General features: G+C 46.2%; 15 protein-coding genes. 6 read left to right on the top strand and 9 right to left on the bottom strand.

The features are described from left to right. The first annotated feature begins 11 nt into the window (after positions 1-11). The gene (locus tag SporoP33_RS00845) at positions 12-1,232 is read left to right on the top strand and encodes an AI-2E family transporter (RefSeq protein WP_231293272.1); all 1,221 of its coding nucleotides are present in this window, start codon (positions 12-14) and stop codon (positions 1,230-1,232) included. A gap of 86 nt (positions 1,233-1,318) precedes the next feature. On the opposite strand, the gene SporoP33_RS00840 is transcribed toward SporoP33_RS00845, so the two are convergent. After that, the gene (locus SporoP33_RS00840; protein WP_081244703.1) at positions 1,319-2,260 is read right to left on the bottom strand and encodes a substrate-binding domain-containing protein; all 942 of its coding nucleotides are present in this window, start codon (positions 2,258-2,260) and stop codon (positions 1,319-1,321) included. A gap of 166 nt (positions 2,261-2,426) precedes the next feature. On the opposite strand from SporoP33_RS00840, the gene modA reads away from it, so the two are divergent. From modA to SporoP33_RS00815, 5 genes are all read left to right on the top strand, one after another. Further along, entirely contained in the window at positions 2,427-3,248 is an 822-nt protein-coding gene (modA, locus tag SporoP33_RS00835) for a molybdate ABC transporter substrate-binding protein (RefSeq protein WP_081241983.1), read from the top strand. A gap of 18 nt (positions 3,249-3,266) precedes the next feature. After that, positions 3,267-3,950: a molybdate ABC transporter permease subunit gene (gene modB / locus SporoP33_RS00830; protein WP_081241982.1), complete on the top strand. Its 684-nt coding sequence runs from the start codon at positions 3,267-3,269 to the stop codon at positions 3,948-3,950. A gap of 17 nt (positions 3,951-3,967) precedes the next feature. Continuing rightward, the gene (locus SporoP33_RS00825) at positions 3,968-4,636 is read left to right on the top strand and encodes a sulfate/molybdate ABC transporter ATP-binding protein (RefSeq protein WP_081241981.1); all 669 of its coding nucleotides are present in this window, start codon (positions 3,968-3,970) and stop codon (positions 4,634-4,636) included. Between the two features lie 137 nt (positions 4,637-4,773). Then, positions 4,774-5,805, top strand: a complete 1,032-nt coding sequence (gene fni, locus SporoP33_RS00820) for a type 2 isopentenyl-diphosphate Delta-isomerase (protein WP_081241980.1) — start codon at positions 4,774-4,776, stop codon at positions 5,803-5,805. A gap of 43 nt (positions 5,806-5,848) precedes the next feature. Then, positions 5,849-6,223: an rRNA methyltransferase gene (locus tag SporoP33_RS00815; protein ID WP_081241979.1), complete on the top strand. Its 375-nt coding sequence runs from the start codon at positions 5,849-5,851 to the stop codon at positions 6,221-6,223. A gap of 267 nt (positions 6,224-6,490) precedes the next feature. Here the strand turns inward: SporoP33_RS00815 and SporoP33_RS00810 are convergent, their stop codons facing one another. From SporoP33_RS00810 to SporoP33_RS00775, 8 genes are all read right to left on the bottom strand, one after another. Continuing rightward, positions 6,491-8,488 (bottom strand): helix-turn-helix domain-containing protein, encoded by a 1,998-nt coding sequence (locus tag SporoP33_RS00810; RefSeq protein WP_081241978.1) that lies wholly within the window; start codon positions 8,486-8,488, stop codon positions 6,491-6,493. Between the two features lie 170 nt (positions 8,489-8,658). Further along, on the bottom strand, positions 8,659-9,645 hold the full coding sequence (locus SporoP33_RS00805) for an electron transfer flavoprotein subunit alpha/FixB family protein (protein WP_081241977.1): 987 nt from the start codon (positions 9,643-9,645) through the stop codon (positions 8,659-8,661). 28 nt (positions 9,646-9,673) lie between these two features. Continuing rightward, complete coding sequence (locus tag SporoP33_RS00800) at positions 9,674-10,447, bottom strand: electron transfer flavoprotein subunit beta/FixA family protein (RefSeq protein ID WP_081241976.1); 774 nt, start codon at positions 10,445-10,447, stop codon at positions 9,674-9,676. Positions 10,448-10,481: 34 nt separating this feature from the next. Then, positions 10,482-11,924 carry an MFS transporter gene (locus SporoP33_RS00795; RefSeq protein ID WP_081241975.1) on the bottom strand — a complete coding sequence of 481 codons (1,443 nt, stop codon included), beginning with the start codon at positions 11,922-11,924 and terminating at the stop codon, positions 10,482-10,484. 149 nt (positions 11,925-12,073) lie between these two features. Beyond that, on the bottom strand, positions 12,074-13,561 hold the full coding sequence (locus SporoP33_RS00790) for an aldehyde dehydrogenase family protein (protein WP_081241974.1): 1,488 nt from the start codon (positions 13,559-13,561) through the stop codon (positions 12,074-12,076). A gap of 18 nt (positions 13,562-13,579) precedes the next feature. Then, on the bottom strand, positions 13,580-14,710 hold the full coding sequence (locus tag SporoP33_RS00785) for an acyl-CoA dehydrogenase family protein (RefSeq protein WP_081241973.1): 1,131 nt from the start codon (positions 14,708-14,710) through the stop codon (positions 13,580-13,582). Positions 14,711-14,728: 18 nt separating this feature from the next. Further along, positions 14,729-15,925: an acyl-CoA dehydrogenase family protein gene (locus SporoP33_RS00780; RefSeq protein WP_081241972.1), complete on the bottom strand. Its 1,197-nt coding sequence runs from the start codon at positions 15,923-15,925 to the stop codon at positions 14,729-14,731. Positions 15,926-15,956: 31 nt separating this feature from the next. Continuing rightward, positions 15,957-16,379, bottom strand: a complete 423-nt coding sequence (locus SporoP33_RS00775) for a Zn-ribbon domain-containing OB-fold protein (protein ID WP_081241971.1) — start codon at positions 16,377-16,379, stop codon at positions 15,957-15,959. Between the last annotated feature and the right edge of the window lie 7 nt (positions 16,380-16,386).

Genomic DNA, 16,386 nt, shown 5'->3' with positions numbered 1-16,386 from the left:
GGAGTGAATTCTTGAGGCAGCCACCGAAAAAGAATTCTTTACGGGATTTCTGGTCGATTCGTTCGACATCACCGATTGTCGGATTCCTTGGTGGTCAATCTACATTGTTTGTGCTGCTATGTCTATTGTTCATTGGATTGATCATTTTAGTTTTCACACAAGTTTCATTTATTTTCTATCCGATTCGTGTATTTTTCTCAACTGTTGTACTGCCCGTAGTATTGGCAACAATTTTGTATTACTTAATGCGTCCAATTCTCAGATTTCTGGAAGTACGCTTGAAAATACCGCGTGTCTACGGAATTCTGATCATCCTGCTGGCAACCGCGGGGTTACTGACACTCGTCGTTTTCCTTGTGCTGCCGTTCTTGCGGCTGCAGACCATTAATTTGTTTGACGAGTTTCCGTCATATTTCAAGCAGCTTATATTGGATACAGACCGGTTTTTCCGGAATTCCATATTTGCACCGGTCTATGAAGGATTCAACTTCAATGTTAACACCTTCTTGGATTCGGGTTTTGCCAGTATCGGTGAATTCTTTACCGACACACTCGGCGGGATTGCATCGGGTGTCACTTCATTCATATCAGCGTTTACAGGTTTCATTCTGAGCCTGTTTACCGTGCCGCTCATTCTGTTTTACTTATTGAAAGACGGCGAAAAGCTGCCCCAGATGATTTTGCGCATGCTGCCGCCGCGTCTGCGGGACGATGCATCCATCATCTTCCGCGATGCTGATAAGCAAATCAGTGCATATATTCAGGGGCAGATTCTGGTCGCAATCGCCATCGGTATTATGGTGTCGATCGGGTTCCTGATTATTAAAATGAAATATGCATTATTGCTCGGCGTTCTCGCGATGTTCACAAGTATCGTTCCGTATCTCGGTCCCGTGATTGCAATTACGCCAGCCGTCATCATCGCAATCGTCACATCACCTTTCATGCTCGTAAAGCTGGCGATTGTCTGGACGATTGTGCAGGTGGTGGAAGGGAAGTTCATCTCGCCGCAGATCATGGGCAAGTCGCTGCATATCCATCCGATTACTATTATCTTTGTCTTGCTGACGGCCGGTTCATTGTTCGGCGTAGCGGGAGTGATTCTCGGAATTCCGGCATATGCGCTGCTGAAAGTCGTCGCCAGCCATGTTTTCTACTTATTCACATTGCGTTATAATCGTTTTGAGACAGATGAAGAGATGTATTACGATACGGATACAGTTGAGGAATAGTATGACGATACAGAATAACCCGCCAAGGACGGCGGGTTATTTTTATGCGGAAGCGGATTGCAGGCTGGGGCAGCCGGTTGCTCTCTTTAGGGTGTTTCATATAAGATCATGCCTGTTTTCGATAAGTCATAGCCGCCGACTGCAGCCAGTTTCTCCTTAAATGATTTAGAGTTCAATGTGCTAATGAGTAATTCACGAAGGTTTTCATTTTCGGCTGTTTTAATCAACACCAGATCATATTGCTCCTGAATCAGCGGGATGAAATCAACATCGATCAGCCGCGCGGTTTTTTCGATACCGATCGCTGCATCTGCCTGTCCGGATGCGACGCGTGTTGCTACCGCCATGTGGTTTTGTTCCTCGTCTTCATAACCTAAAACAGAAGACGAGGAAATGCCGGCGAGGCGCAACTGCTCGTCAAGAAGCACACGGGCGCCGGAGCCTATTTCCCGGTTTACAAGCCGGATGCCGGGCTGTCCAAGATCTGCCCATGTTGTCAGTTGTTTCGGATTACCTTTTTGCACATATAATCCTGCCGTCCTGCCGAGCAAATGAATGACCAGATAGGACCGGCCAGTAAGCAGACGGTTAATATACGGCAAGTTATATGTGCCAGTGTCTCCGTCAAACAGATGCGTACTGACGATATCCGCCTGTCCCTGGTACATCTTCACCAGACTGTTGAGACTTCCCGAAAAAGAGCGAAGCGGCCGGTAAAGGCCTGATTCCTCAATGCAGCCTGCAATGATATCGAGACTCAGATCCTGTCCGCTGATAATAAGTTGCGCATCACTCGGAGACGCGGGCGTCAAAACAGAAGTGCCCGGCGGAACTGCCGCTGTCGGAGCAGAGCCGCCGCTTTTCAGACGTTCTTTATAAGCAGTCAAGTCTACGGCGTCCACCCGCATTTGCCGTCCCACGCGGTATGCCCGGATTTCGCCCTTTTTGATAATATCGTAGACTGTCAGCTTCGAGACTTTCAATAATTGTGCGATTTCATCTGTTGTATAGGATATATCATTATTTATATTTGCCATCTTTCAGCCCTCCAATGATCGTACTTTAATCTTCCGTCATTTCATCAAAAAAAGCAAAATTGACAATTTTTCCAAAGCATATTATGATATTTTAAAACATAACTAGTTATATGTAGTTATATCTAGTTATATATAAAGTGAAGAGGGGGCATTCACAGTGAAACGATGGGTATTTGCTTCTGCGCTGATTATACTGCCGGCTTTGCTGGCCGGCTGCTCTGATTCGCAGCAGACCGAACGTATAGACGGAGCAGATCGGGAAACCCCCAAGGCCAAAACCAACTTGGCAGAAGAAGCCGAGCTATTGATTTCTGCTGCGGCCAGTCTGACAGATGCATTAGAAGATTTAAAAGACTCTTTTGAGAAAAACCATGAAGGAATTACCTTGACCTACAATTTCGGCAGCTCGGGCAAATTGGCTGCCAATATTGAAAACGGCGCACCATCCGATGTGTTTTTATCCGCAAGTTCAAAGGATATGGATACTATGGAAGACAAAGGTCTGATTGTCAATGGATCCAGGACAGATTTCACATCAAACACACTTGTCTTAATCGCACACAAAGATTCTGACAGCACAATTTCTTCATTTGAACAGATTGATCCGGCTTCTATCGGTCACTTCGCGGTTGGTGAGCCTGAATCCGTTCCTGCAGGCCGTTATACAAAAGAAACATTGGAACATTTGAATTTGTGGCAGCCTTTGCAAGACAGTCTGGTTCTCAGTTCGGATGTTCGTCAAGTACTGACATATGTAGCAATGGGTAATGCTGATTACGGTGCAGTATATTCAAGTGATGCATTCATTTCAGATGACGTGAAAGTACTCGCCGAATCCAAACCTGAATGGCATGCCCCGATTGTCTATCCCGGTGCAGTCGTGGCAGAATCAAAGCATCAGGAAGCCGCACAGCAGTTCCTGGATTATTTGACTGGAGACGAAGGACAGGAAGCGCTGCAGAAATTCGGATTTAAGTAAAGATAAGGGGGAGAAGGCATGCCCGGAATGGATTATTCACCTTTGTTATTATCGCTGAAAGTGGCTGCCATCTCCACTTTCTTTGTGTTTGTCGCAGGAGTTGTGATTGCTTATTTGTTAGCGAAGCGGGAGTTTTTCGGAAAAAGTATATTGGAAGCACTGTTTTTACTGCCTCTAGTATTGCCGCCGACTGTTGTAGGTTTCGGCTTGCTCATTTTATTCGGTAAAAAAGGCTGGATTGGCAGCTGGCTGCTTGAATGGTTCGATTTTCAGATTGTTTTCACATGGATTGGCGCAGTCATCGCATCGATTGTTGTATCATTTCCTTTGATGTATCAGAGTGCCGCCGCTGCGTTTGAAAGTCTGGATGAGCGCCTGTCGAATGCAGCACGGACGATGGGCGCTTCTGAATGGCGCGTGTTCTGGTCAGTCGTATTTCCGTTGGCGTGGCCAGGCTTACTGGCAGGATTGGTGCTTTCATTTGCCAGGGGGCTTGGTGAATTCGGAGCGACACTTATGCTTGCGGGATACATACCGGGCAAAACCGATACTATTCCGATGGCGATTTATTTTGCTGTAGAGTCGGGCCAGATGGAAAAAGCGGCATTTTGGGTCGCTATGATCATTACATTCGGATTCAGTTTAATTTTATGGGTGAACTGGTGGAGCAAACGTAATATTCGACGGTTTACAAGGACTTAATGATGGGAGGAATCAAAATGCTGCAAGTGCAAATACATAAACAGCTGGCTCATTACGAGATGAAAATTGATTTTAAGATGTGCGCGGAAATCCTCGTATTGGCCGGCCCATCCGGTTCGGGAAAGACGACGATTTTAAACAGCATTGCCGGTCTTTCCCATCCTGACCATGGGATGATTCTGTCTGGTGAACGGGTATTTTATCAAAGCGGCGAAAAACCGATGCTGGCACGAGATCGTCGAATCGGCTATTTATTTCAGGATTACGCATTATTTCCTCATATGACCGTGGAAAAAAACATTTGGTACGGTGTGCAAAAGAAGTTGCGCAAGGATAGTAAAGAAATAATTCATCAGCTTCTTCAGGTGCTGGGGATCGAACATCTGCTGCAAAAATATCCGCATCAAATATCAGGCGGGGAAAAGCAGCGTGTCGGCCTGGCGAGAGCGCTGGCTGCACGGCCGTCTGTTTTATTGCTGGATGAGCCGCTGTCCGCGCTTGATAAAGAAACGCGAAAGCAATGTCAGGATGAGCTGTTGAGACTTCACAGTATATGGAAAATTCCATTCATCATCGTTACGCATGATCTCGAGGAAGCAGAACGCCTTAGCGACCGGATCATTTATCTGGATGAAGGACGGATTACAGATGTAAAGCGGAAAAAGCAATTAGTAGCTGCCCATTAATGCGAACGAAGCCCCAATTCCATCAATTGAGGCTTTTCTTTTACTCAAAAAGCCAGCAACACGCGGTGATAACTTGTATTTAGCTAAGAAAATCGCCATACTAAAGGGTAGCAATGTATCGAAATGGAGCTGAATTCATGGGCAAGAAATTGAACGACCGGAAAGCACAGCATATTCAGATTGTGCTGGACGAACAGGTGACTGGACATACGATCACGACAGGTTTGGAAAATTATCATTTCTTGCATAATGCATTGCCGGAACTGCCGTTTGATGATATTGACATCGGGCAAACATTTTTAGATCAACCTTGTAAAACGCCGTTTTTAGTCAGTTCGATGACAGGCGGTGCAGATTTCGCAAAAACTATTAACCGGAACCTGGCGCTTGCTGCGGAAGACAGAGGCTGGGCACTTGCATTAGGCTCGACGCGTGCCTTAATAGAAAGTGAAGCATTCCGGCCGTCGTTTGCGTTGAGAAAATATGCCCCGACCATTCCGATTATCGCAAATTTAGGCGCTGTACAGCTGAATTACGGATTTTCAGCGGATGAATGCCGTCAAATTATTGACTATACCGGCGCTGACGCACTGGTTCTTCATTTGAATGTTCTGCAGGAAGTGATTCAGCCTGAAGGAAACACCAATTTCAGCGATTTGTTGCTGAAGATCGAAAAATTATGCAATGAATTACGCGTACCTGTCGGCGTAAAAGAAGTAGGGTGGGGAATAGACGGATCTACCGCTAATAAACTGCTGGATGCCGGGGTATCATTCATCGATACAGCAGGCGCAGGGGGAACGTCATGGAGCCAGGTGGAAAAATATCGCACAACGCCAATCAAACAGCAGGCTGCCGATGCATTTAGCGAATGGGGTATTCCGACAGCCGATTCTATACAACTCGTCAAACCCTATATGAAAGAAAAGCTGCTGATTGCAAGCGGCGGAATCCATACAGGCGCAGATGCCGCAAAATGTTTTGCCTTAGGCGCAGATTTTGTCGGTTTTGGCCGGGCTATTTTAGAAGAAGCGACTGTGTCAGCTGAACGGGTTTTCCAGTCAATGGAAATTAGAGAGCTCGAATTGCGAATGGCCATGTTTGCGACAGGCTCAGCGAATATTAATGAATTGCAGCAAACCGATCGATTACAAAGAATAAACCCGTAAATGGACAATTTGCGGGTTTATGACAACTAAGGAGGAAATAATAATGTGGAAATTAGTGAACGGGAAAATGATTCAGACAACAGATGAAACGCGAGTTAAATTTCGAACAAACATCAGCAAGGAAATTTTGGAGCAATTAGAAGCATTATCAGAAGAACATAATACGTACAGTAATTATTTATTGGAAAATGGATTACTGAATGTATTAGCTGCTGGGAATATTGAATACGATAAAAATTTGCGGCCGACAGATCGTATTCAGTACAAAACAACATATGACCAGGAATTGCTGGAATCGGTAAAACAGCTGGCGAAAGATCATAAATTATTTATTAATGATGTAATTGAGTATAGTGCAGGGTTTATCAACACAGAAGATGTTAAAAGAAGAGATCATAAAAATCGCTTGGAAAGCTAGGGCGAGAAGGCTGCGGTGAGAATAGAATATGTATGGATCGTATAACGCCCCGAACATAATATAAATTATAGGAAGTTACGTATCAGTGGTAAGTATACTTGAGATAGTGAGATAAAATCGGATTTTTCATGGATTTATCCTTAATCACACAATGAATGATTATAATACATTATTGCGTATTTTACGAGCGAATGTTCTGCAGTTCAGCGATTGATCTGCAATTTGACCAATCGCTGCAGTTTTTTCTGATTTTTGAACAGCAGTCTGTCATTCATTACATTCTAACCAATTCTGCATGCGCTGATAGATATTCTTCGACGGTTTTGATGCGCCTCTTTCGATATTGCTTATATAGGACGTGGAGATGTTCAATTGAACAGACACATCCTCCAATGTGTATCCGAGCTGCCGGCGCTTCTTTTTAAATTTGGCTCCAATCTCTCTGTCAGTCTCATCCTTCCCTGCTGCCGGCGTAAGGCGTGCCGTGCCGGCCTTTTTTCGCTCAATCGGCTGATAATAGCTGATAATTTCGTCAGGCGGTGCGATGATAATGGTCGTCTCCAGCCAGATCCGCAGCCATCCTTTCTTCGTCATGCTCTCTTCATTCCATTGGTTGTATTGCCAAAACGTAATAATCCCTTCGTCTTCCAATGAATCAAGGGCTTTTTCGAAGCGGTCTCGAATGCGTGAAGGTGTCTGCGAATCCGCCTGTACGCCAATTTTTTCAAGTAGCGTACTGACTTTATGCGGCTGCAGATAGCCGGCATTGCGTGCCTGGGTTCGCCAGCGCCAGCTGATATAGCGGATCAGCTTCTTTTCCCATTTCTGTTGGTGCGGATTAAATTCAATTGCCTGATTCGGCAATAATTTTACTTGTCTTGCCGATCCTTGTAAAAAATGATCAAATACATCGCCAATTGCCATATAGATAGTGTCAGGTATCGTTTCAGCTGTAAATAGATACGGGCTGCCATCCTCATGAAAAAATTCGAATACGCGCCCTTCCATACGTTTGCTGACGGGTTTTCCTTGTTCGTAGATCCGTACGCTGTCCATTTCAATCCATACATACTGAATAACAGAAAGCGCTTTCAATAGACGGATGCGCTGTTCTCTTTCATAACCTCCGCGCCGGCCTGTTCCGCCCAATTTTGTTTTCAATCCCCGGATTTTCAGTAAATCATCCAGACGAATTTCTGTGCGGCCGTCTGTTTGCGACTGCGCCAAATACATATGGCATAGCGAGTCCAGTACATCCACATCAAATTCTGTCAGACTTGCGGCATACTCTTGTGCTTTTGCCAAACTGCCTGCGTTTTTTTCCTTATCCGGCGGCATCAAATATACCGAGCCTGACAGCGTCGCATTTTGAATTGATGCCTGCGGCCACTCATCCGATGCGCATTGAAACTTTTGGTTGGAGATCGCTTCCGTTACGAATTGATAAAGAGCATTGCTCATGACGGTGAGGTGATTGGATTTTGCTTCAGTTTCTACCGATTGATGGTCAGCTAAACGGGCTCCATCACCGAATAATTCATTAATTTGTTCCATGGAGTCTTTCTCTAATTCAAACAGCGCAAGAATTTCAGACACCATTTTTTCAATATACAGATTGACATCTGCTGTGAATGCATTCAGGAAGCTGTCATCGGAAGCAAAGCTGGCATTCAGTTTTTCCAAAAACAAAAGGTTCAGCTCTTCTCTATCCATGGCATTCAGCTTGCCGTAACCGTGTTCTGATAACAGTTGATTTACCGTATGATTCAGCAGATACGTTCTATACCACGTGCTGAACACACTCCAGGCTTTTTCTTCGTTAAGCCGGGCATGTGAACTCAGCATAGTTTCATACTTGCGGTATAACTTATTGATTATTTCCCATTTCAGCGTCGGCTTATTTTCGAGCAGCGGTGTCAGATGACTTTCATACGTTCTGAAGAACTTTGCTGTCATAAATTCAGTTACTTTTGCCAGCAGTTCGTATCTGGCGTTCAAGCGCAATTTAAAAAACAATTGAATATTTTCCTCATAGTTTTTCTGCCTGACAATAAATGTTTCGTTTTTGACTCTGGGAAAAATTCGGTTTGTATCAATTTTATTTCGGACTTTTTTACTTGGGAAGTTCATTAAATAGTTGTAATCAAAGAAATTAGGCTGGCGATCGTACATGACGATTACCTGGAAGCGGTCGATTTTTTTGGCAATGTTTACATGATCAGTCAATTCATCAGTATTATCATTCAACAGCAAATCATAATTCATCAAACCTATTCCTCCCGGTGTACCGTAATTTTGATTAGTATACCATGAATTTAGAAAATTCCCTATTCAATTATAGTAACAGAGCGTGTTGCCGGATTTGGAGAGTTGCATGAAAAAGCAGCCGGAATGTTCATTTATTGAACATTCCGGCTGCTGTGTGCATTTGCTGATTACTGAATAACTGCACCTTCTAATTTCAACTCTTCAATCAGCAATGGAAGAACTTCAAACAGATCGCCGACAATTCCGTAATCTGCTATGTTGAAGATGTTCGCTTCTGCATCACTGTTAATTGCTACGATGACTTTTGAGTTGGACATGCCGGCCATATGCTGAATAGCTCCGGAAATGCCGACTGCAATATAAAGATCAGGTGTAACCACTTTTCCTGTTTGACCAATCTGCAGGGAGTAATCGCAATAATCGGCGTCACACGCGCCCCGTGAGGCTCCTACAGCGCCGCCAAGCAAGTCTGCCAGCTCATACAACGCCTGGAAGCCTTCCGCGCCCTTAACGCCACGCCCGCCCGCTATAACGACTTTCGCTTCCGATAAGTCGACACCTTCATTTTTTCGGCGGATGACTTCTTTTACAATTGTGCGCAGATCTTTCACATCCAGCTCTAAGGCTGATACTTCACCCGTACGGTTTGGGTTATATTCAAGCGCTGGTATATTGTTCGGACGGATCGTTGCGAAAAGCAGGCCTTTATCTGTTATAACTTTCTTTTCGAATGCCTTGCCTGAGTAGATTGGCCGCGTAAACATTATGTTACCGTCTTCTTTTTCGATTGCCACAGCATCCGAAATTAAGCCCAGTTCCAGACGGCCTGCAATTTTAGGTGTTACGTCTTTACCGACTGATGTATGGCCCATCATGACGCCGGACGGATTTTCTTTCTGCATAACTTCCAGAATGACTTGCCCGTAAGCTTCTGATGTATAATTATTCAAGTTCGCATGTGCGACCGTAATGGCACGGTCTGCACCATAGCGGATCATTTCTTCTGCCGGCTGCTGCAAATTCCCGCCGCCCATCACAAGGGCTACAATTTCTGCATCGGCATCTACTTGTTTCGCAGCCGCGATTGTCTCGTAACTTACTTGACGGAGAACACCTTGCTGTAATTCTCCGATGACCAGTATCTTTTCACTCATAATAAAACTCCTTTCCGTCCGTGGGTGTTTAGAGTACTTTTGCTTCTTTCGTCAATAAGCTAACCAATTCTTTTACCTGGGCTCCTGTCTCGCCCGCCAGAATACGCCCCGCCTGTTTTTTAGGCGGCATGAAGACCGCGACTGTTGCCGTTTTGGCCCGCACATCTTCTTCATCGAGATCCAGATCGTCCAGTTCCAATTGCTCAAGCGGCTTCTTCTTCGCTTTCATAATACCCGGCAGTGATGTATAGCGCGGCTCATTCAACCCCTGCTGACAAGTTACGAGCAGCGGGAGAGGAACTTCAATTTTCTCGAGATCCCCTTCAACATCTTTTTCTATCTTCGCTGTGCCGTTTTCAATTTCCAGTTTGACGGCAGTCGTGATAAAAGGCATGTCTAAACGTTCTGCCAGGCGGGGACCGACTTGTCCGCTCGCCTCATCAATTGCCACATTGCCAGCTAAAATCAAGTCTGCTTCCTTTCCTTCAAAGAACTTCTCCAGAATTTTCGCTGTTGTGAACTGGTCACCTTCGTCCAGATCCGCATCTGTGTCAATGAGAACTGCATCATCCGCTCCCATCGCCAATGCCGTGCGAAGCTGCTTCTCTGAAGACGCATCTCCAACCGTCACGACAGTTACCGTACCGCCGTGCTGATCGCGCTGAAGAATCGCTTCCTCTACCGCATACTCATCGTACGGATTGATAATGAACTCCGCACCGCTTTCATCAATTCGGCCGCCCGACACAGAAATTGTTTCCTCTGTGTCAAATGTTTTTTTCAGCAAGACATAAATATTCATGGTAAAGTCTCCTCTCTATACGTTACAGCGAAATTTATTTTATCCCCTCTGCTTTCAATGGTTTCGGAACTACACGGGTATCGAGTAAATCTTCTTCACTTGTATGAATGCCGGGGATCGCCCGCGGAATCAATGGTAAGAGCAGTAATGCAATGATGATGAAACCGATGATCACCCAAGATGTATTCACTACGGCCGCCACATTGTTGCCGCTTGCACTAAATATGGAGAAAGCAACCAAGGCAAACGATGCGCCCATTCTCTGTGCAAGGTTTTCAATAACCGTATTCGTAAAAGTCACCACATTCATCCGTTCCACTGAAGCTTTAGAAACGATCAGCCCCTTGACAACAGGCGTTTGGAATCCGACCCCAATCCCGACGAAACTCATTGAGATGAACAGATACGCAAATGATGTCGTTAGGGTAACGAAATTCAGCATGATGATTCCCGAAGCGAAGATGAGAATACCGAAACCGATCACGAGACGTGCAGACAATTTTTTGATGATCCTGCCGCTTACATAAGCCGCAGCCGATGTACCGAGGAAAACTGCCATCTGCAGAAAACCTACCGTAGTGGCCGCCTTGCCCTGGACGTTCTGTACGAAGAATGTCAATAAGTACATTACACCTGTATATCCAAGGAATATAAACACAGCAATCATTGTAGGTGCCCAGAAGTTCCGATTGACGACATACTCCATATCAAGCAGCGGGGCTTTTTGCTTTTTCTCTACAAAGACCAGAATCAGTAATGCAGCAGCAAAAACAAGCAGTGACGGGATCCACATTCCTGATTCAATACCATAGCTATTGATGAATGTCGGAATTGTCAACAGACTCACTAACAGAAGAAGGACGAAAATTAGACCGAGCACATCCAATTTTTGACGTGCCTGCACTTTCACGTGCGGGACAAAAGTGAATAATGCGATCCCTACGCCGCCCAGCAGCGCAGTGAACAGGAAGCTTGCTTGCCAGTTGACCGCATCGACAATCATTCCGCTCAATACCGGACCGAATACCGAACCAATAGTGATGAATGCGGCAAATGTCCCCATAGCTTTTCCGCGCTGTGTTCCGACCATGTACTTCCCTGCATAAGCAAATCCTGATGGCGCAATCGCCGCTCCGGAAATTCCTTTAAAGAACAAACCGAGCACGAGCACCCAAAAAGAAAATGAGAAAGCCACCAGCAAGGAACCGATGATCATAAACACTCCGCCGATCATTAGGACAATTTTTATTCCGAACGAATCCCCGATCCATCCGAGCAGCGGCTGGAAACCCGTCAGCCCGACAGCCAGCCCCAGCTGCATCCACACCGCATAACCCGGTGCCAGATTAAATTCTGCAATCATATGCGGATATGCGGGGAGATGAGTTGCTAAACTGAACATAATAAAGAACGCTCCAAAACTGATGAATAAAAAACCTCTAGTAATCGACTGATCCTTCCATGCCGCTTCACTCATAAAATGGCCTCCCTTTATCGATCATGTAATAGTTTGAAAGCTTTATTCATTATGCTGTATTTAGTCAGGGTCTACAGTGAAGATCTGCAGAAGATGTTTCAGGTATATTTGCACCCGGAACACTCTTGCCGCAGATCATGTCCGGCCCATCAGCCGATATTGATGACACAGGCTTTTTCCTGTGTATAATCGAGGATTGAATCTGTTCCATAGCCGCTTTCCTTCATTCCGCTGAACGGCAAATCCGCTCCTACTCTAGCGTACGTGTTGACCCATACATTGCCGGCCTGCAGCTTATCGATCATTCGGTGAGCCAAACCAAGGTTTTGTGTCCATACACCCGCTGCCAGACCGAAATTCGTGTCATTTGCGATTTGCACAGCTTCTTCTTCCGTATCAAACGGAATAGCGACCGCCACAGGCCCAAAGATTTCTTCACGGGCCAGTTTCATACTGTTATCCGCCACCTTTACAAGTGTAGGCTGAACCCAGTAGCCGTCAGCAAATTCCGGCTGGCCAGGCAACACTTCGTTTCCGCCGTATTTTCCGCCGAACACTATTTCATAGCCCTCGTGTGATGCCTCATCAATGTAAGAGCAAACAGACTTATACTGTGATTCATTGGCGATGGGCCCCATCGTGTTATTCGTGTTTAGTATATCGCCGTGCTTAACGAATTCACTATCTGTCATTAAATCCTTCAGCCGTCCGATCACTTCATCATAAATGCTGCGCTGGATAAGCATACGCGAGCCCGCCACACATAACTGTCCGGAGTTGCGAGTGAAGATTCCATGAATCAGACCGTATACTGCCTGATCAATATTTGCGTCTTCAAAGACGATATTCGGGGACTTGCCGCCGAGTTCAAAAATTAATGACTTCGGTGAATGGGCGGTCGCTTTCGTGATGCGTTCCGCTGTCGCTTTTGAACCTGTCAAACTTACCTTATTTACTTCTTTGTGACCTACCAGGTAATCTCCAATTTCTCTGCCAGCACCTGAAATGACATTGAGCACACCCGGCGGCAGAATTTGTGAAATTAGTTCGCCGTACCGCAGCGAACCGACTGCCGCACTTTCAGATGGTTTAATAACGACCGTATTGCCCGCCGCGAGCGCATAGGCTGCCTTAATGGTGAATGTAAACAGCGGTGCGTTCCAGGGCAGGATTAAGACCGCCACTCCGTAAGGCTTGCGTGCTGTAAATCCGAAATCACCCGCACCCATCTGGACAGTACGGCCCTGAGAACCGACTAATGATGCCGCACCTGCCGCGTCATACCAAATTTGCTTCAATACTTCCGCTAAATAGCCATACTCATCAAGCACCCAGCCATTATTTCGTGTTTCCAGTTCCAGCAATTCCGCAGCATACTCGGGAATCATATCCCCAATCTTACGCATATAGTCACCGCGTGTACGGGCCGGCAGATCCGCCCAGTCTGCAAACGCCCCGCGTGCTGCCTGGATCACCATCTCCGCATCTTCTTTTTTACTGGAAGGAATCATGGCCCACACTTTCCCGGTGGACGGATCGATACTGTTTGTCACAGCGCCGTCTTGCGCTTGCATCGTCTTGCCGTTAACGACATTGCCATAGGTCTTCACTTTGGATCTCTCGGTTACATTCGTCATATACTCTCCTCCTTCTGATTACCAGCCCAGTGACGCGACTACTTTTTCCTGATAGAAAGGGGTTGAACCCAGATATTGATCATAATAGCGTGCGCGTTTTACATATAAATGGCAATCGATTTCTTCCGTGAATCCGATTCCGCCATGAATTTGAATGTTTTGGGCAGATGCTTCGATGAATTTCTCCGTTGTGTACGTACGTGCACTGTATACCGCAGCTTCCCGGTCTGCTTCATCGGTGTCTGCCACCCAGTTTGCGTAATAACTTAAGGACCGGGCAATTTCCAAATGCACTTTCATATCTACAATACTGTGTTTGATTGCCTGGAATCGTCCGATTTTCTGACCGAACTGCTCACGGATATTTGCATAGTCCGCCGCCATGCTGACCACACTCTCCATCGCGCCGACCATATACGAACTGAGAGCTGCGTTGAAATACAGCAGACCTTCCTGCAAATTAGCCCAGCCCTTATCCGCTTCGCCTACGATTTGCTCTTCCGTAATCGTATAATCGGTAAAGTCTAGTTTCGCCACGTGCTTCGCTTCATCAAAAGACGCCTGTTTTGTTATTGACAGTTCATCTGTCTTATCGATCAGCACAAGCGCCAAACCGTCTTCCTGATCGCCGCTCGTCCGGACCAGCAGCAGGAATGCCTCTGCGAGTTCTGCTTCAGGCACGAGAATTTTTGTGCCGTTCAATACGTACTGCCCATCTTTTTGCTGCAAAGTACATTGAATCCCTTGCGGAGAAAAGTCATGGAACGGCTCAAGTGCCGCAAAGGAGATATGTGTTTCCCCCGCCGCAACAGCAGACAAATAGTTTTGCTTTTGTGCGTCTGTCCCGTATTTCTTCAGTATTGGCACTGCGAGCGCATTCGTTTCCATGAACAATCCGGGAACGAGAGACCGTCCGAGTTCTTCGTACGTTGGAACTAAGTCAAGAGATTCGAGATCCAGTCCGCCATACTCCTCTGGAATATTGATGGCCATACACCCAAGTTCCGCCAATGTATGATAAAGTTTCTTCAAATTTTCCGGTTTGTTTTCGATCATTTCGCGTGCCACTTGCGTACCGCCGAACGTATCCAGCATTTTCCGGATATGTCCGCGGAACATTTCTTGATCTTCAGTCAGTGAAAAATCCATTTTGCATCCCCCCGTTTATTAACGTCCCATGTCTTTGGGCAGTCCAAGCACTCTCTCTCCGATTGTGTTCCGCTGCACTTCACTAGTTCCTCCGCCAATCGTTTGACCGAATGAAGCCAGGAATAAACTTTGCCACTTAGAATCGGCCGGTGCATCCTGATCCCACAGCACACCATGGTGCCCTTGGATCTCTACCGCAAATGAAGACAATTCTTTGTTGAGCTCACTGACAACCAGCTTATCGATCGAACTTTCCGGACCGGGCCGCCCATTCTTTAACGTAGTTGTCAGGTTTCTGTAATAATTCAGCAGTGATCCGCGAATACGCGCGTAGAAGCCCGCCATCTTCTGTCTGATCATCGGATCCTGAATTAATGGCCGTCCGTTAATTTTGTATTGCTGAGACATTTTGACTGTATCGTTAAACTGCTGTTCGAGCGTGAACAGCTCCGCACCAATTCCCGTACGTTCATGCAGCATGAGCGCAATTAATACGTGCCATCCTGAATCCAGCTGGCCGACGATATCTGCGTCGGTCGCTTCCGCATCCGTCAAATACACTTCGTTAAATTCTTTATGTCCATCCATTTGGACAATGGGCAGTGTTTCTACTCCCGGCTGGTCCATATCTATCAAGAATACTGTGATGCCGCGGTGCTTCTTTTCCGGATGATTGCTCGTTCTGGTCAGCAGGAAGCATTTATCCGCCACATGACCGAAGCTCGTCCAGACTTTTTGTCCGTTGATCAGCCAGCGGTCTCCGTCTTTCACAGCACGTGTTTTGATGGCCGTCAAGTCGGATCCGGCGTTAGGCTCTGAATAGCCCTGACACCATATTTCTTCACCTGTAAGGATTTTCTTCAAGTATTTCTCTTTTTGCTCGTCCGTACCCATATCGATTAACGTAGGACCCACCATATGGATACCTATGTAGTTAATCAGCGGCGGTGCTTTGACTCTGACCATCTCCTGATGATAAATAATCTCTTCCATCAGGCTGGCATCCCGTCCGCCATATTCTTTTGGCCAGGCGATGGCTGCCCATCCGCCCTCGTACAATTTATTTTGCCAATCACGCAATACACGTGAATATTCTTCGATATCTTCCGGTAAGTCTCGCTTGCCTTCCAGCCATCCTTCCGGGAGGTTTTCTTCAAGCCACGTCCGCAGTTCGGTTCTGAATTTCTCTTCCTTTTTTGTAAATGTGAAATCCATGATTCATCATCCTTTCTTCCGCGTCTGTCGATCAGTTCGTAACAGGCTGCCATTGCGGCAACGCGCGGTCTTCTGTAATATCAACCCACGTCATTTGAACCGGCATGCCAATCTGCACATCTTGTTCATCGCAATTCAGAATATTCCCCATGATCTTCACTTCCGGCACACGGTCCAGCTGCGCCAACGCAATAATTGTTGGCAGTTCATCCTGGAAGCCGGGCAGGAATGGACGATAAGATACGACATAAGAATAGACGGTCGCTTGCACATCATTCCCCATCTTTTCCCACCCTACATTTGCACTTCCGCAATTTGCGCATGTCGGGCCGGGCGGCTGCGAAAACGTCCCGCAGTCATTACATTTTTGCAGTACGAGCTCATGCTTGTCCGCTGCATCCCAGTACGCTTGGTTGTCTTGATCTTTCAATGGAATCGGTTTTTGGTACGTCATACTATTC

Source organism: Sporosarcina sp. P33 (genome assembly GCF_002077155.1).
Lineage (GTDB): Bacteria > Bacillota > Bacilli > Bacillales_A > Planococcaceae > Sporosarcina.
Note: the sequence above shows the minus strand (reverse complement) of the source record. Positions and strands in the feature narration are given on the sequence as shown.

Excerpts from the sequence above, each read along its gene's own strand:
- SporoP33_RS00775 (WP_081241971.1), bottom strand. The coding sequence starts at position 16,379 with ATGACGTACCAAAAACCGATTCCATTGAAAGATCAAGACAACCAAGCG.
- SporoP33_RS00785 (WP_081241973.1), bottom strand. The coding sequence starts at position 14,710 with ATGGATTTTTCACTGACTGAAGATCAAGAAATGTTCCGCGGACATATC.
- fni (WP_081241980.1), top strand. The coding sequence starts at position 4,774 with ATGGGCAAGAAATTGAACGACCGGAAAGCACAGCATATTCAGATTGTG.
- SporoP33_RS00815 (WP_081241979.1), top strand. The coding sequence starts at position 5,849 with ATGTGGAAATTAGTGAACGGGAAAATGATTCAGACAACAGATGAAACG.
- SporoP33_RS00800 (WP_081241976.1), bottom strand. The coding sequence starts at position 10,447 with ATGAATATTTATGTCTTGCTGAAAAAAACATTTGACACAGAGGAAACA.
- SporoP33_RS00825 (WP_081241981.1), top strand. The coding sequence starts at position 3,968 with ATGCTGCAAGTGCAAATACATAAACAGCTGGCTCATTACGAGATGAAA.
- modB (WP_081241982.1), top strand. The coding sequence starts at position 3,267 with ATGCCCGGAATGGATTATTCACCTTTGTTATTATCGCTGAAAGTGGCT.
- SporoP33_RS00805 (WP_081241977.1), bottom strand. The coding sequence starts at position 9,645 with ATGAGTGAAAAGATACTGGTCATCGGAGAATTACAGCAAGGTGTTCTC.
- SporoP33_RS00790 (WP_081241974.1), bottom strand. The coding sequence starts at position 13,561 with ATGACGAATGTAACCGAGAGATCCAAAGTGAAGACCTATGGCAATGTC.
- SporoP33_RS00780 (WP_081241972.1), bottom strand. The coding sequence starts at position 15,925 with ATGGATTTCACATTTACAAAAAAGGAAGAGAAATTCAGAACCGAACTG.
- SporoP33_RS00810 (WP_081241978.1), bottom strand. The coding sequence starts at position 8,488 with ATGAATTATGATTTGCTGTTGAATGATAATACTGATGAATTGACTGAT.
- SporoP33_RS00795 (WP_081241975.1), bottom strand. The coding sequence starts at position 11,924 with ATGAGTGAAGCGGCATGGAAGGATCAGTCGATTACTAGAGGTTTTTTA.